This window comes from Streptomyces sp. CB02923 (assembly GCF_001905005.1).
Taxonomy (GTDB): domain Bacteria; phylum Actinomycetota; class Actinomycetes; order Streptomycetales; family Streptomycetaceae; genus Streptomyces.
In genome coordinates this window covers 750458-772041 of sequence record NZ_LWKZ01000025.1, presented here as the reverse complement: position 1 = coordinate 772041, position 21584 = coordinate 750458, and the positions used below count along the sequence as shown (strand labels likewise).

15 protein-coding genes and 4 tRNA genes are annotated in these 21584 nt (G+C 70.3%); 9 read left to right on the top strand and 10 right to left on the bottom strand.

What is annotated here, in order from left to right:
* Positions 1 to 116: 116 nt before the first annotated feature.
* The 3 genes from A6A06_RS31640 to A6A06_RS31630 all read left to right on the top strand — a co-directional run bounded on the left by A6A06_RS31640 (position 117) and on the right by A6A06_RS31630 (position 393).
* Positions 117 to 189: transfer RNA gene (locus A6A06_RS31640), tRNA-Glu, on the top strand.
* A 48-nt stretch (positions 190 to 237) separates the two neighbouring features.
* Positions 238 to 312, top strand: a tRNA-Asp gene (locus A6A06_RS31635).
* Positions 313 to 316: 4 nt separating this feature from the next.
* A tRNA-Phe gene (locus tag A6A06_RS31630) sits at positions 317 to 393 on the top strand.
* Positions 394 to 569: 176 nt separating this feature from the next.
* Here A6A06_RS31630 and A6A06_RS31625 read toward each other — a convergent pair.
* Positions 570 to 1667: a hypothetical protein gene (locus A6A06_RS31625; RefSeq protein ID WP_073765800.1), complete on the bottom strand. Its 1098-nt coding sequence runs from the start codon at positions 1665 to 1667 to the stop codon at positions 570 to 572.
* Between the two features lie 333 nt (positions 1668 to 2000).
* Here A6A06_RS31625 and hrpA point away from each other — a divergent pair, with 333 nt between their 5' ends.
* From hrpA to A6A06_RS31610, 3 genes are all read left to right on the top strand, one after another.
* Complete coding sequence (gene hrpA, locus A6A06_RS31620; protein WP_073765799.1) at positions 2001 to 6056, top strand: ATP-dependent RNA helicase HrpA; 4056 nt, start codon at positions 2001 to 2003, stop codon at positions 6054 to 6056.
* Between the two features lie 109 nt (positions 6057 to 6165).
* Positions 6166 to 6240: transfer RNA gene (locus A6A06_RS31615), tRNA-Asp, on the top strand.
* A 194-nt stretch (positions 6241 to 6434) separates the two neighbouring features.
* A complete protein-coding gene (locus A6A06_RS31610) occupies positions 6435 to 6761 on the top strand; it encodes a DUF6274 family protein (RefSeq protein ID WP_073765797.1) in 327 nt (108 codons plus the stop codon).
* A gap of 506 nt (positions 6762 to 7267) precedes the next feature.
* On the opposite strand, the gene bldC is transcribed toward A6A06_RS31610, so the two are convergent.
* Positions 7268 to 7474: a developmental transcriptional regulator BldC gene (gene bldC / locus A6A06_RS31605; protein ID WP_003980577.1), complete on the bottom strand. Its 207-nt coding sequence runs from the start codon at positions 7472 to 7474 to the stop codon at positions 7268 to 7270.
* 592 nt (positions 7475 to 8066) lie between these two features.
* Positions 8067 to 8903: a hypothetical protein gene (locus tag A6A06_RS31600; RefSeq protein ID WP_073765795.1), complete on the bottom strand. Its 837-nt coding sequence runs from the start codon at positions 8901 to 8903 to the stop codon at positions 8067 to 8069.
* A 261-nt stretch (positions 8904 to 9164) separates the two neighbouring features.
* On the opposite strand from A6A06_RS31600, the gene A6A06_RS31595 reads away from it, so the two are divergent.
* Both A6A06_RS31595 and A6A06_RS31590 read left to right on the top strand, forming a co-directional pair.
* Positions 9165 to 10310 (top strand): Leu/Phe/Val dehydrogenase, encoded by a 1146-nt coding sequence (locus A6A06_RS31595; protein ID WP_079194466.1) that lies wholly within the window; start codon positions 9165 to 9167, stop codon positions 10308 to 10310.
* 561 nt (positions 10311 to 10871) lie between these two features.
* A complete protein-coding gene (locus A6A06_RS31590; protein ID WP_073765793.1) occupies positions 10872 to 11135 on the top strand; it encodes a DUF3073 domain-containing protein in 264 nt (87 codons plus the stop codon).
* A 113-nt stretch (positions 11136 to 11248) separates the two neighbouring features.
* Here A6A06_RS31590 and purM read toward each other — a convergent pair whose 3' ends face one another.
* From purM to A6A06_RS31570, 4 genes are all read right to left on the bottom strand, one after another.
* A complete protein-coding gene (gene purM, locus A6A06_RS31585; RefSeq protein WP_073765791.1) occupies positions 11249 to 12343 on the bottom strand; it encodes a phosphoribosylformylglycinamidine cyclo-ligase in 1095 nt (364 codons plus the stop codon).
* A gap of 35 nt (positions 12344 to 12378) precedes the next feature.
* Complete coding sequence (purF, locus tag A6A06_RS31580; protein WP_073765789.1) at positions 12379 to 13938, bottom strand: amidophosphoribosyltransferase; 1560 nt, start codon at positions 13936 to 13938, stop codon at positions 12379 to 12381.
* A gap of 668 nt (positions 13939 to 14606) precedes the next feature.
* Complete coding sequence (locus A6A06_RS31575) at positions 14607 to 15413, bottom strand: maleylpyruvate isomerase family mycothiol-dependent enzyme (RefSeq protein ID WP_073765787.1); 807 nt, start codon at positions 15411 to 15413, stop codon at positions 14607 to 14609.
* A 10-nt stretch (positions 15414 to 15423) separates the two neighbouring features.
* Positions 15424 to 16071: a TetR/AcrR family transcriptional regulator gene (locus tag A6A06_RS31570; RefSeq protein ID WP_073765785.1), complete on the bottom strand. Its 648-nt coding sequence runs from the start codon at positions 16069 to 16071 to the stop codon at positions 15424 to 15426.
* 225 nt (positions 16072 to 16296) lie between these two features.
* Here A6A06_RS31570 and A6A06_RS31565 point away from each other — a divergent pair, with 225 nt between their 5' ends.
* A complete protein-coding gene (locus tag A6A06_RS31565; RefSeq protein ID WP_079194487.1) occupies positions 16297 to 17958 on the top strand; it encodes an MFS transporter in 1662 nt (553 codons plus the stop codon).
* 153 nt (positions 17959 to 18111) lie between these two features.
* Here the strand turns inward: A6A06_RS31565 and purL are convergent, their stop codons facing one another.
* From purL to purS, 3 genes are read right to left on the bottom strand one after another with little or no spacing between them, the layout of a single operon-like run.
* Positions 18112 to 20361 carry a phosphoribosylformylglycinamidine synthase subunit PurL gene (gene purL / locus A6A06_RS31560; RefSeq protein WP_073765783.1) on the bottom strand — a complete coding sequence of 750 codons (2250 nt, stop codon included), beginning with the start codon at positions 20359 to 20361 and terminating at the stop codon, positions 18112 to 18114.
* Positions 20358 to 21062 (bottom strand): phosphoribosylformylglycinamidine synthase subunit PurQ, encoded by a 705-nt coding sequence (purQ, locus tag A6A06_RS31555; RefSeq protein ID WP_073765781.1) that lies wholly within the window; start codon positions 21060 to 21062, stop codon positions 20358 to 20360. The genes purL and purQ overlap by 4 nt, the downstream gene beginning before the upstream one ends.
* On the bottom strand, positions 21059 to 21316 hold the full coding sequence (gene purS / locus A6A06_RS31550; RefSeq protein WP_073765778.1) for a phosphoribosylformylglycinamidine synthase subunit PurS: 258 nt from the start codon (positions 21314 to 21316) through the stop codon (positions 21059 to 21061). The genes purQ and purS overlap by 4 nt, the downstream gene beginning before the upstream one ends.
* Positions 21317 to 21584 lie beyond the last annotated feature (268 nt).

The following is a 21584-nucleotide window of genomic DNA, read 5'->3' as shown; positions in this document are numbered from 1 at the left end:
CACCCGAACGCCGCCGCCGACGAGCTCGAACAAACCGTTTTGGCGAACGGTCCCTGCATCCCATATGCTTCTCACGTCCCCGACGGCGCCCCACAAGGCACCAAGGCGGGCCATCAGCCCTCATCGTCTAGTGGCCCAGGACGCCGCCCTTTCAAGGCGGTAGCACGGGTTCGAATCCCGTTGGGGGCACGCATTACCGTGTGCGAGACTGGGTACGCCTGATCTCGCACAGTGCAAGGTCCTGTGGAGCAGTTTGGAGTGCTCGCCACCCTGTCAAGGTGGAGGCCGCGGGTTCAAATCCCGTCAGGACCGCTGTGGCTGGGTAGCTCAGTTGGTACGAGCGATCGCCTGAAAAGCGATAGGTCGCCGGTTCGATCCCGGCCCCAGCCACCAGCAGTGGGAAGAGGCCCCGATCTTCGGATCGAGGCCTTTTTCGTTGTCTGGACAGCTCTCGTTGCCGGGACGGCCCTCGTTGCCCGGACAGCTCTCGTTATTTCGCGGACAGCTTTCGGCGCCGGTGCGGTGCGCCCGCGGGGCCGGTCCCCGGTCAGGAGCCGGCCCCGCGCCCGTCAGAAGCCCGTCGCGCCCGCCTTGTGCAGCCCCGCCGTGAGCGCCCCCACCTCGCGCCCGCCCGGGTGCCGGTGCCGCCAGGTCCAGAAGACCGCGCACGAGACCAGCGCCCAGCCGGCCAGCACCAGGAACGGGAAGACGTGCTGCGAGCCGCCGAAGTAGACGGCCGTGTGCTGCGCGTTGACCGAGGCGCCCGGCGGCAGCCAGCGGCCGATGTGGCCGAGGACGGACGGCAGCAGCGGCCAGGAGACCGCGCCGCCCGAGGACGGGTTGCCCAGCAGCACCATCAGGCCCCAGGTCGGGATCATCGCCCAGCGCCCGATCAGGGTGTTGAACATCGTGAAGACCATGCCGGACGTGAACATCGTCAGCGCCAGGATCAGCCAGGACTCCACGAACGGCAGGTCCAGCGCGCCCAGCAGCCAGTCCACCACCGCGGCGATGGCGAAGGCGCCCAGCAGCGCGTACAGCACGGTGAAGGCGATCCGCTCCAGCGGATTGAGCCCGCGCGCGTGCACGCTCAGCTGGATCGCGCCGACGAAACCGATGATCACCGCGGCGAGCGAGATGTAGAAGAGGGCGAGCCCGCGCGGGTCGCCCTCCTGGAGCGGCTTGAGGTCCTTGACCTCGACCGGCACACCGACCGCCTGGCCCACCTTCGGGCCCGCCTGTTCGAGCACCTGCGCGACCTGGGCGCCCGCCGCCCCGGCCACGTCCAGTTCCACGCTCTTGTCCCGCACCCGCAGGATCGCGAAGACCTCCTGCTCCTCGATGCCCTCCTTGGCCGCGGCGTACGAGTCGTACGCGTGCAGCTGGAGGGAGGCGTTCAGGGCCTTCTCCATGCCGCCGGCGAAGGCCTTGCCGTGCGGGGAGTCCGGCGGGCCGACCACGGCGGTCGGGATGTGCCGCGGGGTCGGGTTGGCCATGGTGTACGTGTACGAGCCCGCGAAGAGCCCGGCGGCGATGGCGAGGATGAAGACCAGCACGGTGGCGGGCAGGAACGGCGACTTCTTGAACGCGGCCCATCTCTCGGCCTTGGTGGGAGGGCGTCCATGGGCGCCGTGCGGCTGGGGGTGGTCACCGTGCTGATCAGACATAAGGCCACGCTAAGCCACCCAACCCGGACATTCTCCTAGTGGTCGGCCCACCGTGCGAGAGGCCCGCCGGGAACGCCCGGAGGGGTCGCCGGGAACGCCCGGAGCGGTCGCCGGGAACGCGCGAAGGGGCCGTCGGAAACGCCCGGAGGGGGCGTCGGGAATGCCCGGAGGGGGCGCCAGAAACGCCGGAAGGGACCGTCGGAAACGCCGGAAGGGCCCGTTCTGCGGACGCCTGGGAGAGCCCGTCGGACGCGCCCCGCAGGCCCTCCCGCCCCCGCACCGGCCGCAATTCGTTCGCCACGGTATTCACGGAGGTGAGATCCTGGGTCGCGTATGTCCAGTCAGCCTGCCTCCGCCCGGCCCGACGGTGCCGCCCCCACACTGTCCGCTCTCCATGAGCGGCTGCCCGAGCTGATGCTGCGCGACCAGCAGCGGCTGGGGCGCCGGCTCGACGGCGCGCGCCGGATCCGTAAGCCCGAGGCCCGCGCGGCCGTGCTCTCCGAGATCGACGCCGGGATCGGGGAGGCGGAGCTGCGGGTCGAGCAGCGCCGCGCCGCGATGCCCGCGATCACGTATCCGGAGCAGCTGCCGGTCAGCCAGAAGAAGGACGAGATCCTGGAGGCGATCCGCGACCACCAGGTCGTGATCGTCGCGGGCGAGACCGGGTCCGGCAAGACGACCCAGATCCCCAAGATCTGCCTGGAGCTGGGCCGCGGCGTACGCGGGCTGATCGGCCACACCCAGCCGCGCCGGATCGCCGCCCGTACGGTCGCCGAGCGGGTCGCCGAGGAGCTGAAGACCCCGCTGGGCGAGGCGGTCGGCTGGAAGGTGCGCTTCACCGACCAGGTCGGCTCCGACACCCTCGTGAAGCTGATGACGGACGGCATCCTCCTGGCGGAGATCCAGACCGACCGCGAGCTGCGCCAGTACGACACGATCATCATCGACGAGGCCCACGAGCGCAGCCTCAACATCGACTTCATCCTCGGCTACCTGGCGCAGCTGCTGCCCCGCCGGCCGGACCTGAAGGTCGTCATCACCTCCGCGACCATCGACCCGGAACGATTCGCCCGGCACTTCGGCTCCTTCGCCTCCGTACGGGCGGACGGGGACGCGGGCGGGGACGGGGACGGGCCCGGCGGCGCGCCGATCGTCGAGGTCTCCGGCCGTACGTTCCCGGTCGAGGTCCGCTACCGCCCGCTCCTGGAGGAGGGCGGCACCGACAGCGACCGCGACCAGATCACCGCGATCTGCGACGCCGTGGACGAGCTGCGGGGCGAGGGCCCCGGCGACATCCTGGTCTTCCTCTCCGGTGAGCGCGAGATCCGCGACACGGCCGACGCGCTCAACAAGAAGAACCTGCCGCAGACCGAGGTGCTGCCGCTGTACGCGCGCCTGTCGCACGCCGAGCAGCACCGTGTCTTCCAGCGCCACACCGGCCGCCGCATCGTGCTCGCGACCAACGTCGCGGAGACCTCGCTGACCGTCCCCGGCATCCGGTACGTGATCGACCCCGGCATGGCCCGGATCTCGCGCTACAGCTACCGCACCAAGGTCCAGCGGCTGCCGATCGAGCCCGTCTCGCAGGCCAGCGCCAACCAGCGCAAGGGCCGCTGCGGCCGGACCAGCGACGGCATCTGCATCCGGCTGTACTCGGAGGACGACTTCCTCACCCGGCCGGAGTTCACCGACGCCGAGATCCTGCGGACGAACCTGGCCTCCGTCATCCTGCAGATGACCGCGGCCGGCCTCGGCGACATCGAGAAGTTCCCCTTCATCGACCCGCCGGACCGCCGCAACATCAAGGACGGCGTCGACCTGCTGCACGAGCTGGGCGCGATCGACCCCCGGCAGAAGGACCCGAAGAAGCGGCTCACCCAGCTGGGGCGCAAGCTGTCCCAGCTGCCGGTGGACCCGCGGCTGGCCCGGATGGTGCTGGAGGCCGACCGCAACGGGTGCGTACGCGAGGTCATGGTGATCGCGGCGGCGCTGTCCATCCAGGACCCGCGCGAGCGGCCCGCCGAGAAGCAGCAGCAGGCCGACCAGCAGCACGCCCGCTTCAAGGACGAGACCAGCGACTTCCTGGCGTATCTGAACCTGTGGCGGTATGTGCGCGAGCAGCAGAAGGCGCTGTCGTCGTCGGCGTTCCGCCGCATGTGCCGCAGCGAATTCCTGAACTACCTGCGCATACGCGAGTGGCAGGACATCTACTCGCAGCTGCGTACGGTCGCCAAGACGATGGGGGTCCACCTCAGCGAGCAGGACGCGGCGCCCGACCCCATCCACACCTCCCTGCTGTCCGGTTTGCTTTCGCACATCGGACTGAAGGACACGGACGCCAAGAACGAATACCTGGGCGCCCGCAGCGCCAAGTTCGCGGCCTTCCCCGGCTCGGCGCTCTTCAAGAAGCCGCCGCGCTGGATCATGTCGGCGGAGCTGGTCGAAACGTCTCGCCTGTGGGCACGGGTGAACGCGAGGATCGAGCCCGAGTGGATCGAGCCGCTGGCCCAGCACCTGGTGAAGCGCACGTACAGCGAGCCGCACTGGGAACAGAAGATGGCCGCGGTGATGGCATACGAGCGGGTGACGCTGTACGGCGTGCCGATCGTCGCCCAGCGGAAGGTGAACTACGGGCGCATCGACCCGGAGACCTCCCGCGACCTGTTCATCCGCAACGCCCTGGTCGAGGGCGACTGGCGCACCCATCACCAGTTCTTCCACGACAACCGCAAACTGCTCGGCGAGGTCGAGGAGCTGGAGCACCGCGCCCGGCGGCGCGACATCCTCGTGGACGACGAGACGCTCTTCGACTTCTACGATCAGCGGCTGCCCGAACACGTCGTATCAGGCGCCCATTTCGACTCGTGGTGGAAGAAGAAGCGCCACGACGAGCCGGAGCTGCTCAACTTCGAGCACTCCATGCTCATCAACGAGTCCGCCGGGGCCGTCACCAAGGACGACTATCCGGACTCCTGGCGGCAGGGCAAGCTGAAGTTCCGCGTCACGTACCAGTTCGAGCCGGGCGCGGACGCGGACGGTGTCACCGTCCACATCCCCCTCCAGGTGCTCAACCAGGTCTCTTCCGAAGGCTTCGACTGGCAGATCCCGGGCCTGCGCGAACAACTGGTGACGGAACTGATCCGTTCGCTGCCCAAACCGATCCGCCGCAACTACGTACCGGCACCGAACTTCGCCGCCCGCTTCCTGGACTCGACCGTGCCCCTCCAGGGCGCGCTCGTCACGTCACTGGCGGCCGGGCTCCAGCGGATGGTCGGCGTCCCGGTCGACCCGGCCGACTTCGACCAGACCAAGATCCCGGACCATCTGAAGATCACGTTCCGGGTGGTCGACGAGCGCCGCCGCAAGCTGGCCGAGGCCAAGGACCTCGAAGCGCTGCGCCTCCAGCTCAAGCCGAAGACCCAGGCGGCCCTCAGCAAGGCCTTCGCGCAGGCCGCCGAGCGGCCCCCGAAGGACGGCGAGGCCGGCAGCGGCGGGACCCCGGCCGGCCTCGAACAGCGCACCGGCCTGACGTCCTGGACGCTCGGCACGCTGCCGCGCACCTTCGAGACCCGGCGCGGGGGCCAGCCGCTGAAGGCCTACCCGGCGCTGGTGGACGAGGGCGCGAGCGTCGCCGTACGCCTCTTCGACACCGAGGCCGAACAGCAGACGGCGATGTGGACCGGCACCCGCCGGCTGATTCTGCTGAATATTCCGAGCAACCCAGCCAAGTTCGCGCAGGGCAAGCTCACCAATCAGCAGAAGCTGGCCCTGTCCGCGAACCCCCACGGCTCCATACAGGCCCTCTTCGAGGACTGCGTGACCGCCGCCGCCGACCGGCTGATCGCCGCCCACGGCGGACCGGCCTGGGACGAGGAGTCCTTCCGCAAGCTCTTCGACGCGGTACGCGCCGACCTGGTGGACGCGACGATGAAGACGATCCAGCAGGCCCGGGAGGTGCTGGCGGCCTGGCAGGCGTGCGAGCGCCGCCTCAAGGCCACCACCTTCCCCTCCCTGCTCGCGTCCCTCACGGACGTCAAGGAGCAGCTGGCCGCCCTCATCAGCCCCGGCTTCGTGACCGCGCACGGCGCCAAGCGGCTGCCGGACCTCATGCGGTACCTGGTCGCCGTGGACCGCCGCCTCCAGCAGCTCCCCGGCAACGCCGAGCGGGACCGCTCCCGTATGGCGAAGGTCAAGGAGATGCAGGACGAGTACGCCTGGCTGCTGGAGCAGTACCCCCGGGGACGGCCGGTGCCGGCCGAGGCCCGGGAGATCCGCTGGATGATCGAGGAGTTGCGGGTGAGCTACTTCGCGCACGCGCTCGGCACCGCGTACCCGGTCTCCGACAAGCGGATCGTCAAGGCCGTGGACGCGGCGGTGCCGAAGGCGTGACCGGACCCGGGGCCCGCCTCGGCGGGCCTTCGGGACCGGGTTCGACCGCACCCCCTGACCTGCTGTAGAGTCTTGTTTCGCAGCACCGCGCAAGCGGAAGCCGCACCAAGGTCCTGTGGAGCAGTTTGGAGTGCTCGCCACCCTGTCAAGGTGGAGGCCGCGGGTTCAAATCCCGTCAGGACCGCATCGTTCGGCCCGCATCCCTCAGGGATGCGGGCCGTTTGCGTTGCCCGGCGTCCGGGGAGTGCGGACGGGAGCGACGCGCCGCTCCGTGGCCTGAAGGTCCGGGTCGTACGGGCCTGGGCCGATGCGCGTATTGACTGGGGCACGTACCACCGGTAGTCACGAGGAAGGGTGCGAGGCCGGGAGGAGTGTGCGATGTCGACAGCCGCCAGGCACGAGACCAGGGCGCTGCTGCGGGCCCACCTGTCGGCCGCCACGGGTTACCGCCACCTGACCCGCCACTGCCCCGTCTGCGCCCGCCTCCTGCGACTCGCCATGGAGCCCCGCGGCCGCGCCGCGGGCACCCAGGCCGCCGACTCCGGCGCCCGACAGCCCGCGAGACCCTCCACGGGGCCCTCAACGGCTTCTGAGGCCGCACCGGGCACGGACCCGGTGTCCCCCGAAGCGCCATCGGTGACGGCCGGCGCGCCCGCCCCGGCACCCGCGAAGGCGGACGAGGACCAAAGTCCCCCGGCTCGGTGACCAACGGCGCCTTTCCCACCGGCCCCGCGGTGGCAGGCTGTTGAGGGAGCGGGAGCGTGCGGCCCCCTCTATCGCAGGGGCGCTGCCGCCACAACCTTCCCGCTCTGTGACGGGTGTCACCGGGTGGGTTTCAGGAACCGTGAACCTTACGGCCGTCCTACACCGGGTCAATTTAATATGTGCAATTGCACCGCCCGACCGGCAGTCCCCGGACTGGACCGGACAACAGCGGGGGCCCGTCCTCGGCGGCCCCCGCGGGCGGTGTCCAGCCGGCCGGACCGGCTGCCCGCACGGGCCTCGGCGCGCACAAAAAAGATCGCGCTGGACCCGGCGGAGTCCAGCGCGATCGATGACGTACCCAGGTGCTGCGGGTGTGGGGCCTGTTGGGGCAGGCTCCGCGTCGTATGGAGCTGTGTGGTGCTAGGTGGTGCTGAGCGGAGCCGGGTGGGGCTCCATGGGCCGAGGCCGGGTTGGGGGGCCCGAAAACAGCCCGGTTATGCGGTTGTTCAGGATTCGCTGCGCTGCTGCGGAATGCCCGCGAGCAGCGCGCGAACCTCGGCTTCGCGGTAGCGCCGGTGTCCTCCGAGCGTGCGGATGGACGTGAGCTTGCCTGCCTTGGCCCAGCGGGTCACCGTCTTCGGGTCCACGCGGAACATCGTGGCGACCTCGGCGGGGGTAAGCAGCGGCTCGGCGTCAGGGGTGCGAGCGGTCATGAGCGGCCTCCTCGGGAGAACCGAACCATCACGGTTCTTTCCTCTAAATTCTGCACCTTGACCCGCGTTGCCCGAAATGGCGGACGCGGGCCGAGTCGGTTATAGGACGAACGGCTTGTCCTCGGCACTACAACTACACCATCTGTCCAGCCTCGTCGGCCAAACCGATGGAATTGCCCTCTCAGGTGTTCAACCTCGGCGGAAGCCGATGGACCATGCCATAGCGGACAGTCACACCACCGTGACGATCAGTCACACGGTGATCAGCCGCCATCAGACCCACCAAGGAGCGCAATACCGAACTATCCGCCCTTACTAGGGCGGAAGGGGCCCTTGTCAGGCTCCTTGTCCTATTTTGGCACGAGGGTATGGCTTGGCCGCAAGGCCCGAAGTCAGTGCTTTAGGTCACGCTTGGGGCAATCGCCCGGATCGGGACCTACGTCCCACGACTTCGTATCAGTAGTGTGCACGAACCCCGTCGGCCGCAGATCATTTTGTCGTTCCACGGGACCGAGGACGGCCTGCCGCAGCCCGCGCGAACCGGGCACACGGCCCGCGACGCCCCCCGTTCCCCTCCCGTGGTGACCGCCCCTCAGCTGGCGAACTGACGCTCGCGCACCTCGCGCCACCGGTCCGACAGCTTCTCGTACGCCTCGCCGGCCCGGTCGCCGTCGCCCTCGCGCAGCGCAGCCAGCCCCTCCGCCACCTCCGCGGCCGACCGGTCCTCGGCGAGCTGCCCCTCGGGCACCGCGTGCACCAGCCCGCCGTAGTCCAGCTCCACCAGCGCCCGCGGGTGGAACTCCTCCAGCCAGCGGCCCACGTCCACCAGGCCGTCGATCAGCGGCCCTTCCTCCAGGGAGTCGCGCAGCGTCCGCAGGCCCCGCGCCACCCGGCGCCGCGCCTGCACCATGGGCGTCCGGTACCGCAGCACCGGGCCGTGCTCGCTCTTGGTGTACTCCCGCTCGCCGTCGCCGAAGAGGGCGAACCAGCGCACCGGTACGTGCCAGGTGGCGGTGCGGATCCAGGGCCGGGCGTCCGGATTGCGCTCCAGCCACTCCTCGTAGTCCGCCGCCGCCTGACGCCGCACCACCGGCGGCAGCGCGGCGTCCAGCACGGGCGCCGGGAGCAGTTCGGACAGCTCCTCCAGGGCCTGCCAGCCGCGCAGCCGCGTCCGCCAGGGGCAGACGCACGTCACGCCGTCCACGACCGTGACGAAGGCGTCGCTGCTCTCGTGGACCGGTACCGGCACGGGCGGGGTGGGCAGCAAATCGGCCAGAGACCGCCGAAGTTCGTCCTGAACCGTGGGGGTGCTGGCCCGCCGGGCATAGCGCGCCCAGTAGGAGCGCTCCGGTTCGGGGAACGCTGCGAGCGGCTCATAGACCCGTAGATATGCCGCGTACGGGACCATCACCGACGACGCCAGGGCCACGCCCGCTCCTTTGTTTCCTACAACGTCACGTCCGCAGAACCACCGCAGATAACGGCAAAGAGGTGCAAAGTGCCGGTAGTTGGCTTGCGCCACCCGGCTCTGGATACGGCAAATCGTCCCACGTCCGTCCCCCAGGAGAGGGTGATCCTCCGCACTGCACCGATCAGCGCGCCTCCAAGGTCTTACTCTCTTCCCGACCGGCCCTCCGGGCCCTCCCCCTGCCACAAGCAGGGAGCCGCCGGAGGGCGTCCTCCGCGACTTATGGGAGTCACCACCGTGACCGACGTACGTCCTTCTGCCTCCCCCAAGCACTCCGTGCAGGGGGCGCCCTCAGCCGACGGCAGCGTCCTGCACACCCTGTTCCGTTCCGAGCAGGGTGGCCACGAGCAAGTCGTCCTCTGCCAGGACCGCGCCAGCGGCCTGCGAGCCGTCATCGCCATCCACGACACCGCCCTGGGCCCGGCCCTCGGCGGCACCCGCTTCCACGCGTACGCCTCCGAAGAGGACGCGGTGCTGGACGCCCTGAACCTCTCCCGTGGCATGTCGTACAAGAACGCCCTCGCCGGCCTCGACCACGGCGGCGGCAAGGCAGTGATCATCGGCGACCCCGAACTGATCAAGACCGAAGAACTCCTGCTCGCGTACGGCCGGTTCGTGGCTTCCCTCGGCGGCCGCTACGTGACCGCGTGCGACGTCGGTACGTACGTGGCGGACATGGACGTCGTCGCCCGCACCAACCAGTGGACCACCGGCCGTTCGCCCGAGAACGGCGGCGCCGGCGACTCCTCCGTACTGACCGCCTTCGGCGTCTTCCAGGGGATGCGCGCCTCGGCCCAGCACCTGTGGGGCGACCCGACGCTGCGCGGCCGCAAGGTCGGTGTGGCGGGGGTCGGCAAGGTGGGTCACCACCTCGTCGAACACCTCCTCCAGGACGGCGCGGAGGTCGTGATCACGGATGTGCGCGCCGAGTCGATCGAGCGCGTCCGCAGCCGGCACCCGCAGGTCGGCGTGGCCGCGGACACCGGGTCGCTGATCCGTACCGCGGGCCTGGACGTGTACGCGCCGTGCGCCCTGGGCGGCGCGCTGAACGACGAGAGCGTGCCGGCGCTGACCGCGAAGGTGGTCTGCGGCGCGGCCAACAACCAGCTGGCGCACCCCGGCGTGGAGAAGGACCTTTCCGATCGCGGTGTCCTGTACGCGCCGGACTACGTGGTGAACGCCGGTGGCGTCATCCAGGTCGCCGACGAGCTGCACGGTTTCGACTTCGACCGCTGCAAGACCAAGGCGGCGAAGATCTTCGACACCACGCTGGCGATATTCGCTCGTGCGAAGGAGGACGGCATTCCGCCCGCCGCGGCGGCGGACCGGCTGGCCGAGCAGCGCATGGCGGACGCCCGGCGGGCCTGATCTCGCCGCCGCCGTACGGCGGCGGTGCCGACCCGGCCGGGACCGATCGGTTCAGGCCAATTTTCCAGCCGGTCGCGGCAGACGTCGCGACTGATTCCACCCACTAAATGTCCGGCAATGCTCGGGTCCGACTGAAGCCGATCGCGATCCGATCATGCTCACGGAAGGCCCCGGGAGGGCCCGTACGGCCTCGCGGACGCCTCGCCGGTGACGGACCGTACCGGCGACCGTCACCGTGCGTACGGAAAACCGCCGCGGAGCGCTCACCCGACGATCTACGATCGCTCCGTAAGGGATCACGGGTGGTGAAGGAGACATCCCTCACCACCCGTCGGCGGGTCGCCGGACCGGACAGGTTAAAATCGCAGCTGACCAGCGGGGACGGGGCGCCCTGCCGGTCCTGCCGAGCGGTCGGTGATGCGGGCGACGTACCGTATGGCCGCGGAAGCAGGTACCGTTAAAGCCCTACGGGCCGGTCTCTCCGTCGAGAGTCCGCTCTGAATCATGAACGCGTGTCAAGACTCTGGGGCCGTCGAGCCCCGTCGTTGAGGGGGTCGAGCCATGGGGCGCGGCCGGGCCAAGGCCAAGCAGACGAAGGTCGCCCGCCAGCTGAAGTACAACAGCGGTGGGACTGATCTCTCACGCCTGGCCGAAGAGCTGGGTGCATCGCCGCAACAGCCGGCAGAGCAGCAGCAGCCGCCGAACGGCGAGCCGTTCGAGGATGAAGAGGACGACGACCCGTACGCACGGTACGCCGACCTTTACAACCACGACGACGATGACGAGGACGAGGGCAACTCGTCCCAGCAGCGTCGTCGCGCCTGACGTACGACGTCTCCTCTGTCGTACGTGCACGGTGTGCACAGCATTTCCACGGGCCCGGTCCGGGGCAGCCACCTCGGACCGGGTTCTGTGCTGCCCTGCTGCGGGCGGCCGGCTCAGGCAGCGTAGTCACCGGTCAGGGTCACTGCCTCGGTGTGGTCACCACGCTCGGCGATCTCGCCGCTGACCCAGGCGTCCACGCCGCGGTCCGCGAGGGTGGCCAGCGCCACGTCCACCGACTCCTGCGGGACGACGGCCATCATGCCGACACCCATGTTCAGGGTCTTCTCCAGCTCCGGTCGCTCGACGTCGCCGGCCTTGCCGACCAGGTCGAAGACGGCGCCCGGGGTCCAGGTGGACCGGTCGACCGTGGCGTGCAGGCCGTCCGGGATCACGCGGGCCAGGTTGTTGGCCAGACCGCCGCCGGTGATGTGCGAGAAGGCGTGCACCTCCGCCGTACGGGTCAGCGCCAGGCAGTCCAGCGAGTAGATCCGGGTGGGCTCCAGCAGTTCCTCGCCGAGCGTGCGGCCGAACTCCTCGACCCGCTGGTCCAGGGACATCCCGGCGCGGTCGAACAGCACGTGGCGGACGAGTGAGTACCCGTTGGAGTGAAGACCGGAGGACTCCATCGCGATGACGGCGTCGCCCGTACGGATACGATCCGCGCCCAGCACCCGGTCCGCCTCGACGACGCCGGTACCGGCGCCCGCGACGTCGAATTCGTCGGCACCGAGCAGGCCGGGGTGCTCGGCGGTCTCCCCGCCGACCAGCGCGCAGCCGGCCAGCACACAGCCCTCGGCGATGCCCTTGACGATCGCCGCGACCCGCTCCGGGTAGACCTTGCCGACGCAGATGTAGTCGGTCATGAACAGCGGCTCGGCGCCGCACACGACCAGGTCGTCCACGACCATGCCGACCAGGTCGTGGCCGATCGTGTCGTACACGCCCATCCGGCGGGCGATGTCGACCTTGGTGCCGACGCCGTCGGTGGCCGAGGCGAGCAGCGGCCGTTCGTACTTCTTGAGGGCCGAGGCGTCGAAGAGGCCGGCGAACCCGCCGAGGCCGCCGACGACCTCGGGGCGGGTGGCCTTCTTGACCCACTGCTTCATCAGGTCGACGGCGCGGTCGCCCGCTTCGATGTCCACGCCCGCTGCTGCGTAGCTGGCGCTGGTGCCCGCGTGCTGGGCACGCTCAAAAGACTCGGCAGACATGGCGATGAGATCTTTCCTGTCGGTGTGTACGAGCTCTACGGGCGGCGCAGCGCGTCGGCGCCGCCGACCCCGGCCGTCAGCGTCTCGACGCCGTCCAGGTCCGGCTTGGCCTGGCCCGCGGTCTCCGCCTCCAGGAGGTGCTTGCCCAGCAGCTCCGGGTCGGGGAGATCGACCGGGTACTGGCCGTCGAAGCACGCCCGGCACAGGTCCGGCTTGGCGATCGTCGTCGACTCGATCATGCCGTCGATCGAGATGTACGACAGCGAGTCGGCGCCCAGCGACGTGCCGATCTCGTCGACGGTCAGACCGTTGGCGATCAGCTCGGCGCGGGTGGCGAAGTCGATGCCGTAGAAGCACGGCCACTTGATCGGCGGCGACGAGATCCGGATGTGGACCTCGGCGGCGCCGGCCTCGCGGAGCATCCGGACCAGGGCGCGCTGGGTGTTGCCGCGGACGATCGAGTCGTCGACGACCACCAGGCGCTTGCCGCGGATGACTTCCTTGAGCGGGTTGAGCTTGAGGCGGATGCCGAGCTGCCGGATGGTCTGCGAGGGCTGGATGAAGGTCCGGCCGACGTAGGAGTTCTTGACCAGTCCGACGCCGTACGGGATGCCGCTGGCCTCGGCGTAGCCGACCGCGGCCGGCGTGCCGGACTCCGGGGTCGCTATGACGAGGTCGGCGTCGGCGGGCGCCTCGGCGGCCAGCCTGCGGCCCATCTGCACCCGGGAGAGGTACACGTTGCGGCCCGCGATGTCGGTGTCGGGGCGGGCCAGGTAGACGTACTCGAAGACGCAGCCCTTGGGCTTGGCCTCGGCGAAGCGGGAACTGCGCAGGCCGTTCTCGTCGACGGCGATCATCTCGCCCGGCTCGATCTCGCGGATGAAGCTGGCGCCGCAGATGTCCAGGGCCGCCGTCTCGGAGGCCACCACCCAGCCGCGCTCCAGGCGGCCGAGGACCAGCGGGCGGATGCCCTGCGGGTCACGGGCCGCGTACAGCGTGTGCTCGTCCATGAAGCACAGCGAGAAGGCGCCCATGACCTTCGGCAGGACGCGCGGCGCGGCCTCCTCGACGGTCAGCGGCTTGCCGTCCTCGTCGACCTGGCCGGCCAGCAGGGCCGTCACGAGGTCGGTGTCGTTGGTCGCCGCGACCTGGGTCGCCCGGCCGCCCTCGCGGGGCAGCGCGGCGACCATCTCGGCGAGTTCGGCGGTGTTGACCAGGTTGCCGTTGTGACCCAGGGCGATCGAGCCGTGCGCGGTCGCACGGAACGTCGGCTGGGCGTTCTCCCACACCGAGGCACCGGTGGTGGAGTAGCGGGCATGGCCCACGGCGATGTGGCCCTGGAGGGAACCGAGGGATGTCTCGTCGAAGACCTGGGAAACCAGGCCCATGTCCTTGAATACGAGGATTTGGGAGCCGTTGCTCACTGCGATGCCCGCGGACTCCTGTCCGCGGTGCTGCAGGGCATACAGCCCGAAATAGGTGAGTTTGGCGACCTCTTCACCCGGAGCCCAGACACCGAAGACGCCACATGCGTCCTGGGGGCCCTTCTCGCCGGGGAGCAGGTCGTGGCTGAGTCGTCCGTCACCACGTGGCACAGCACCGAGTCTAGGGCAGGTCCGCGATTCATCCGAACCGGGGATCGAACCGGAGCAGGCTCCGGGGGCTCTGACCCAGGTGGACGAACGCCCGCCGTGAGCGCCTGCTCACGGACGGGATCGCGGTGCGGGGCGGGGCTCGCGGCCCCTGGGGCGGCGCCACCACGTCGGCCCCGGTCGCGGGCCCGGGGGCGTCCGCCGCCGCGTGCAGCACGGCTGAGCGCCGCTTTCCCCGGCTTTTCTCTTCACGCCGCCTTCACGCGACGCCCGGCCCGCCCGCCTCGGATTCCGCCGCTCGGCCCGTCGGTGACCTCCGGTGCCGCGCGAGCCGCCGTGCGGGGCGGGGTGAGATGCGCCACTCGCCTTTCGGAGGGCGGCGGTTCGGTGGTCGCTTCTGGAAATTTCCGGGTTTTTCGGGGCGGTCTTGCGTTGCTTTCTTTTCGGGGTTTTGGGGCTTCGGGGTGGGGCTGGGGGCGTCCGGTTGGCGTGTGTTCACCCGGATGGCTGTATGGGGAGTGCGCTTTAAGTAACTCTTGCGGTCTATGCGGCTCTTGCGGTCTATACGACGATTGTTGCCTTGCGACCCTTACAGCCCTTGCGGCCCTTACGGCCTTTACGGCCTTTACGGCCTTTACGAAGGCAACGCCGCCTGGGGCGGCCGCCGGGGTTCAGCCCATGAGGGGCAGGTGCGCTGCGAGGTCGGCCCGTTCGCCGCTGGCGCTCACGGCGGCCTCGTCGACCGCCGCGTGCCAGTCCGTACGGCCGGTGGCCAGGCGGAGCCAGGTCAGCGGGTCGGTCTCGACGACGTTCGGCGGCGTGCCCCTGGTGTGCCGGGGGCCCTCGACGCACTGGACGACGGCGAACGGCGGCACCCGGACCTCGACGGACCCGCCGGGCGCCTTGGTGGCGAGCGCGTCGGCGAGCAGCCGGGTGGCGGTGGCCAGGGCCTGGCGGTCGAACGGGATCTCCAGGCCGGTGGCGGCGGCCAGATCGTCCGTGTGCACGACCAGTTCGACGCAGCGCACCACCAGGAAGTCGTCCAGGCGCATCGCGCCGATACGGGCTGCCAGCAGCCGGTCGTCGGGGGCCGCCGGGACGGCTTCGGCGTAGCGGGCAGCGGCGCGGTCCAGGAGGTCGGACGGCGCGGCACCGGCCGCCGTCTCGCGGGCGATCTCGTCGACCTTCCCGGCCAGTGCGCGGGTCGCGGACGGCCAGGTGGCGAGGGTGACTTCCTGGGCGGGCGGCGCGGGCTGCGCGAGCGTCGCGGGGACCTGCTCCAGCGCCATGGCCAAGTGGGCGGCCAACTCCCGGACCGTCCAGTCACCCAGGCGCGTGGGCCGTGCGAACTGCTCGGCGGTCAGGCGCTCCACGGCGGCGCGCACATGTCCGAACTGCGCGACGACGGCGGCACGGGTCTTGGCGGAGTCGTAACTGCGGGTGCGGGACCTGCCGGACGGCTTGCGGGCACTGGGCATGGCGTCGAGGCTACTCGGCGGGACGCAGAGCGTAGTCCCCGAGCCCTCGCTCCACCAGGCCGAAGGCCCGCCGGGCGGCCGCGACCGCGTCCGGGTACACGGCATCGGCGGACTCGCCGGCCAGCAGCCTGCGGTGGTTCTCGTTGATGAGGGCGTTCCGGGCGGCCATCAGCTGGCCCGCGGCGACCTGGGCGCTCATCCGGTCGCCGTCGGACTCCTGCGCGAGCACCTCGGCGAGCTGCCGCAGGCCGTGCATCCGGCTGGCGTGCGCGCGCAGCAGGAGGTCCGGCGTTTCCACGATGAGCCGGCGGATGTTGAGCACCTCCGAGTTGTCGCTCAGCCCGACGGACGGGTCCCGCTGCTCCAGCAGCTCGACGAACTGGCGGTAGACCGCCGCCAGCGCGGACTCTCCCGGCCCGCGCTCGCGGACGGCACGGGCCGCGTCGTCGGCGTGATGCTCCATCGGCTTGAGGACCAAGTCCTCTTTCGAGCCGTAGTAGTTGAAAACGGTCATCTTGGAGACGTCGGCGGCAGCGGCGATCTCCTGCACGGAGACCTTCTCGAAGCCCCGCTCCAGGAACAGCTCGACGGCGGTCCGCCAGACGCGCCGCTCCGTCTGCCGCTTCTTCCGCTCGCGCAGTCCCAGCTCCTCGGCCATGGCACCACTGTACCAGGGCAAATAATAATCCCGGATTAATTATTGACTCGGTCCACGCTTTGCGGGCATGGTGCTGCCATGAACGCTTCCACCGCTGCTTCGCGGACCTCCACGGGCCGTGCCGCCCCCGGCGGCGCCGGGCCCGGTGCGGCCCGCCCAGGCGCCGACGGGCCGGGCACCGACAGGCCGGGCGCCGACAGGCCGGGCGCCGACGGGCCGGGCGGCATGACGCCGGCTCAGCGCAAGGTCGGCTTAGCCGTCTGCCTCGCGACGATGCTGCTCGCCGTCCTCGACCAGAACATCGTCTCGGCCGTGACGGTCCCGATCGTCCGCGAACTGGACCCGCTGCACGGCGTCGACCGCATCCCGTGGCTCATCAGCGCGTTCTCGCTCGCCGCCACCGCCGCGCTGCCCCTGTACGGAAAGCTCTGCGACTCCGTCGGCGCGAAGCGGGTCTTCCTCGGTGCCGTCGCCACCTTCCTGCTCGGCTCGGCGCTGTGCGGAGCCGCGCAGGACATGGACCAGCTGATCGCCTTCCGCGCGGTGCAGGGCCTGGGCGGTGGCGGGCTGATGAGCGTCACCATGGTCGTCATCGCCCAGCTCAGGGGGCCGGGAGAGGGCAGAGCGAGCAAGGGCGCCGGGGTGGGCGGGCTGGTCGCGGGAGGCGGCATGGCCTTGGGCCCGGTCGTCGGCGGACTGCTCGCCGAGCACGCGGACTGGCGCTGGATCTTCTACGTCAACCTGCCGGTCGGCGTGGTCGTGCTCGTCACGTCCGCCCTCGTCCTCAAGCTGCCCCGCCACGGCGGGCGGCGGCGCATCGACTTCCTCGGCGCGGCCCTCGCGGCCGCGTTCTCCACGACGCTGCTGCTGGTGACGGAGTGGGGCGGCCGGGACCACAGCTGGGGCTCCCCGGTGATCCTGGGCCTGGCCTGCGGGGCGGTGGCGCTGCTCGCCCTGTTCCTGTGGCGGCAGGCCACCGCGGCCGAACCGCTGCTCCCGCTGTCGATGTTCCGCATCAGTACGCTGCGCACGGCTTTCGCCGTACAGGGCCTGGTCGGCGTGGCCCTGATGGGCTCGATGGTCTACGTGATGATCTATCTCCAGCTGGCGCGCGGCATCGAGCCCACCTCGGCCGGCCTGTTCATGATTCCGGTGGCGCTCGGCATGGCCGTCTCGGGCCTGGTGACGGGCCGGCTCGGCGCCCGCGGCTGGTCGGAGAGGTCTTCCGTGCTCAGCGGTACGGCCTGCGCCGCCGTGGCCACGCTCCTGCTCTCGACGAACGGCACGGACACGAGCCTGTGGGCCGTACGGGCCGAACTCCTCCTGCTCGGCGCGGGCTTCGGACAGACGCTGGGGCAGCTGATCGTGCTGGTCCAGCAGGCCGCGCCGCGCCACCAGCTCGGCGTGGCGACGACCGGCGTCCGCTTCTTCCAGACCCTGGGCAGCTCACTGGGCGCGGCCCTCTTCGGAACGGTGCTGGCCCGCGTCTACGCCGACCGCGGCCCCGGCGGCTCCACCAGCGCCATACCGGCCCTGCGGGGCGAGGCCCACACCCGCGCGCTGGACGCCTTCAGCTCCTCCATATCCGTGGTCTTCCTCTGCTCCACGGGCGTGCTCGTACTGGCACTGCTCCTGGCACTGCGCATACGGAAGTTGAAGGAGGAGGGGCCTGGGGAAGTGCCCGGGGAGGGGCCTGGGGAGGGGCCTGGCGCCGAGGCGGCCGGTCTCGGGAAGGAGAGGGCCGGGGAGACCGCGGCCAGGGATGCTGCGGCCGGGGATGCTGCGGCCGGGGATGCTGCGGCCGAGGAGGCCGCAGCCAGGGAGACCGCGGCCAGGGAGACCGCAGCCGCAAACGCTGCGGCCAGGAACACCACCGTCGGCGGCTGAGCCGGGGGCCGGCCGCCGGGTGGGCTCCTCACGACGGCGGTGGCCCGCCCCCGGGCAAGGGACGGGCCACCGTACGAGCGGGCGCACGAGCCATGGCGCACAAGCCGTGGCGCACAAGCCATGGCACACGAGCCGTGGCCGCCCGGCCCCGCGTCAGGCGAACAGGGCCGGGATGGTCGCCTCGTGGGCTTCCCGGAGGTCGCTCAGCGGGAGGGAGAACTGGCCCTGGACGTCGATCGCGTCACCGTCGACGACACCGACGCGGGTGGCCGGGAGGCCGCGCGCACCGCACATGTCGGTGAAGCGCAGCTCCTCGCTGCGCGGGACCGCGACGATCGCGCGGCCCGCCGACTCGGAGAAGAGGAGGACGAAGGGGTCCAGCCCGTCGGGTACGACGATCCGGGCGCCCTTGCCACCGCGCAGGCACGACTCGACGAGGGCCTGGACCAGGCCGCCGTCGGAGAGGTCGTGCGCCGCGTCGATCATGCCGTCGCGGGAGGCCGAGATCAGGATCTCGGCCAGCAGCTTCTCGCGGTCGAGGTCCACCTGCGGCGGCAGGCCGCCCAGGTGGTCGTGGACGACCTGGGACCAGGCCGAGCCGCCCAGCTCGTCCTTGGTGTCACCGAGGAGGTAGATCAGCTGGCCCTCGTCGGCGAAGGCGACCGGCGTGCGACGGCTGACGTCGTCGATGACGCCGAGCACCGCGACCACGGGGGTCGGGTGGATGGCGGCCTCGCCGGTCTGGTTGTAGAGCGAGACGTTGCCGCCGGTGACCGGCGTACCGAGCTCCAGGCAGCCGTCGGCGAGGCCGCGGACGGCCTCGGAGAACTGCCACATGACCGCCGGGTCCTCCGGCGAGCCGAAGTTCAGGCAGTCGGAGACCGCCAGCGGCTTGGCGCCGGTCGCCGCGACGTTGCGGTAGGACTCGGCCAGCGCCAGCTGCGCGCCGTGGTACGGGTCCAGCTTGGCGTAGCGGCCGTTGCCGTCGGTGGCGATGGCCACGCCCAGCCCGGTCGTCTCGTCGATACGGATCATGCCGGCGTCCTCCGGCTGGGCCAGCACGGTGCTGCCCTGCACGAAGTGGTCGTACTGGCTGGTGATCCAGGACTTGGCCGCCTGGTTGGGCGAGGCGACCAGCTTCAGGACCTGCTCGCGCAGTTCCTCGCCGGTCTGCGGGCGCGGCAGCTTGCCGGCGTCGTCGGCCTGGAGGCTGTCCTGCCACGCGGGGCGCGCGTAGGGACGCTCGTAGACCGGGCCCTCGTGGGCGACGGTCTTCGGGTCGACGTCGACGATCTTCTCGCCGTGCCAGTAGATCTCCAGCCGGTCGCCGTCGGTGACCTCGCCGATGACGGTGGCGGTGACGTCCCACTTCTCGCAGATCGCCAGGAACCGCTCGACCTTCGCCGGTTCGACGACGGCACACATGCGTTCCTGCGACTCGCTCATGAGGATTTCCTCGGGCGAGAGCGTCGAATCGCGCAGCGGTACGTCGTCCAGCTCCACGCGCATACCGCCGGAGCCGTTGGAGGCCAGCTCGCTGGTGGCGCAGGACAGTCCGGCCGCGCCCAGGTCCTGGATGCCGACGACGAGCTTCTCGGCGAACGCCTCCAGGGTGCACTCGATGAGCAGCTTCTCCTGGAAGGGGTCGCCGACCTGGACGGCGGGCCGCTTGGACGGCTTCGCGTCGTCGAAGGTCTCGGAGGCCAGGATGGAGGCGCCGCCGATGCCGTCGCCGCCGGTCCTGGCGCCGTAGAGGATGACCTTGTTGCCGGCGCCGGACGCCTTGGCCAGGTGGATGTCCTCGTGCCGCATCACGCCGATGGCACCGGCGTTGACCAGCGGGTTGCCCTGGTAGCAGGAGTCGAAGACGACCTCGCCGCCGATGTTGGGCAGGCCCAGGCAGTTGCCGTAGCCGCCGATGCCCGCGACGACGCCCGGCAGGACGCGCTTGGTGTCGGGGTGGTCGGCGGCGCCGAAGCGCAGCGGGTCCACGACGGCGACCGGGCGGGCGCCCATGGCGATGATGTCGCGGACGATGCCGCCGACGCCGGTGGCCGCGCCCTGGTAGGGCTCCACGTAGGACGGGTGGTTGTGCGACTCGACCTTGAAGGTGACCGCATAGCCCTGGCCGACGTCGACGACGCCCGCGTTCTCGCCGATGCCGACGAGCATCGCGTCGTTCTCCGGGACCTTCTGCCCGAACTGCTTCAGGTGGACCTTGCTGCTCTTGTAGGAGCAGTGCTCGGACCACATGACGGAGTACATGGCGAGTTCGGCGCCGGTGGGACGGCGGCCGAGGATCTCGCGGACGCGCTCGTACTCGTCCTGCTTCAGGCCCAGTTCGGCCCACGGCTGGTCGGTGTCCGGCGTCCCGGCTGCGTGCTTGACCGTGTCGAGCGTCATGCGTTGACCAATTTCTTCAGGATCGAGGTGAAGAATCCGAGGCCGTCCGTACGGCCGGTGCCGATCAGCGGCTCGACGGCGTGCTCGGGATGCGGCATGAGACCGACGACGTTGCCCGCCTCGTTGGTGACGCCGGCGATGTCGCGCAGCGAGCCGTTGGGGTTGCCGTATCCGTCGGCGGTGTCGCCCTGCGTCAGGTAGCGGAAGGCGACCCGGCCCTCGGCCTCCAGCATGTCGAGCGTGCGCTCGTCGGCGACGTACCGGCCGTCGATGTTCTTCAGCGGTACGGAGATCTCCTGGCCGGCGGTGTAGTCGGCGGTCCAGGCGGTGTCCGCGTTCTCCACCCGCAGCTTCTGGTCGCGGCAGATGAAGTGCAGGCTGTCGTTGCGCAGCATCGCGCCGGGCAGCAGGTGCGTCTCGGTCAGGACCTGGAAGCCGTTGCAGATGCCCAGGACCGGCAGGCCGCCCTTGGCCTGCTCGATCACGGTGTCCATGACCGGCGAGAAGCGGGAGATGGCGCCGGCCCGCAGGTAGTCGCCGTAGGAGAAGCCGCCGGGCAGGACCACGGCGTCGACCTGCTGGAGGTCCTTGTCGCGGTGCCACAGCGGCACCGCCTCGGCCCCGGCGAGCCGGACGGCGCGCTGGGTGTCGCGGTCGTCGAGCGTGCCCGGAAAGGTGATGACGCCGATGCGCGCCGTCATGACCCGGCCCGGTCTTCGACGTGGACGGTGAAGTCCTCGATGACGGTGTTGGCGAGGAAGGTCTCCGCCAACTCGTGGATACGGGCGAGGGCGGCGTCGTCGACCGGGCCCTCCACCTCAAGTTCGAAACGCTTGCCCTGACGGACGTCGCCGATCCCCTCGAATCCCAGGCGAGGCAGTGCGCGCTGCACCGCCTGGCCCTGCGGGTCGAGGATCTCCGGCTTGAGCATGACGTCGACTACGACGCGTGCCACTGGCACTCCCGATGGTGTGGTGCGTAAGGCGGTGCCATCACAGTACCGTGTTCGAAAATCTACGCGCATAGATATCGTGACGGTGCGGTCACGGTACGGCGTCGGGCCCGGTAAGCGGTGGGGAAAATCTCAGAAAAGACCTAGGGTCCGCATTGCGGAAGGACACGCTGAGGAAATTAACTGGGCTTCACCATGCATTGCCCGCCGCTGTACAAATGAAAATGCATTGATCCCAATCAGCCGGATCTGCAGCATCCCCCCATGTCAA

Bases quoted from the DNA above. Each gene is read 5' to 3' on its own strand.
- A6A06_RS31595 (WP_079194466.1), top strand. From the start codon at position 9,165: ATGGGAGTCACCACCGTGACCGACGTACGTCCTTCTGCCTCCCCCAAG.
- A6A06_RS31570 (WP_073765785.1), bottom strand. From the start codon at position 16,071: ATGGCCGAGGAGCTGGGACTGCGCGAGCGGAAGAAGCGGCAGACGGAG.
- purM (WP_073765791.1), bottom strand. From the start codon at position 12,343: ATGTCTGCCGAGTCTTTTGAGCGTGCCCAGCACGCGGGCACCAGCGCC.
- hrpA (WP_073765799.1), top strand. From the start codon at position 2,001: ATGTCCAGTCAGCCTGCCTCCGCCCGGCCCGACGGTGCCGCCCCCACA.
- A6A06_RS31625 (WP_073765800.1), bottom strand. From the start codon at position 1,667: ATGTCTGATCAGCACGGTGACCACCCCCAGCCGCACGGCGCCCATGGA.
- purQ (WP_073765781.1), bottom strand. From the start codon at position 21,062: ATGACGGCGCGCATCGGCGTCATCACCTTTCCGGGCACGCTCGACGAC.
- A6A06_RS31590 (WP_073765793.1), top strand. From the start codon at position 10,872: ATGGGGCGCGGCCGGGCCAAGGCCAAGCAGACGAAGGTCGCCCGCCAG.
- purL (WP_073765783.1), bottom strand. From the start codon at position 20,361: ATGACGCTCGACACGGTCAAGCACGCAGCCGGGACGCCGGACACCGAC.
- A6A06_RS31575 (WP_073765787.1), bottom strand. From the start codon at position 15,413: ATGCCCAGTGCCCGCAAGCCGTCCGGCAGGTCCCGCACCCGCAGTTAC.
- bldC (WP_003980577.1), bottom strand. From the start codon at position 7,474: ATGACCGCTCGCACCCCTGACGCCGAGCCGCTGCTTACCCCCGCCGAG.
- A6A06_RS31565 (WP_079194487.1), top strand. From the start codon at position 16,297: ATGACGCCGGCTCAGCGCAAGGTCGGCTTAGCCGTCTGCCTCGCGACG.
- A6A06_RS31610 (WP_073765797.1), top strand. From the start codon at position 6,435: ATGTCGACAGCCGCCAGGCACGAGACCAGGGCGCTGCTGCGGGCCCAC.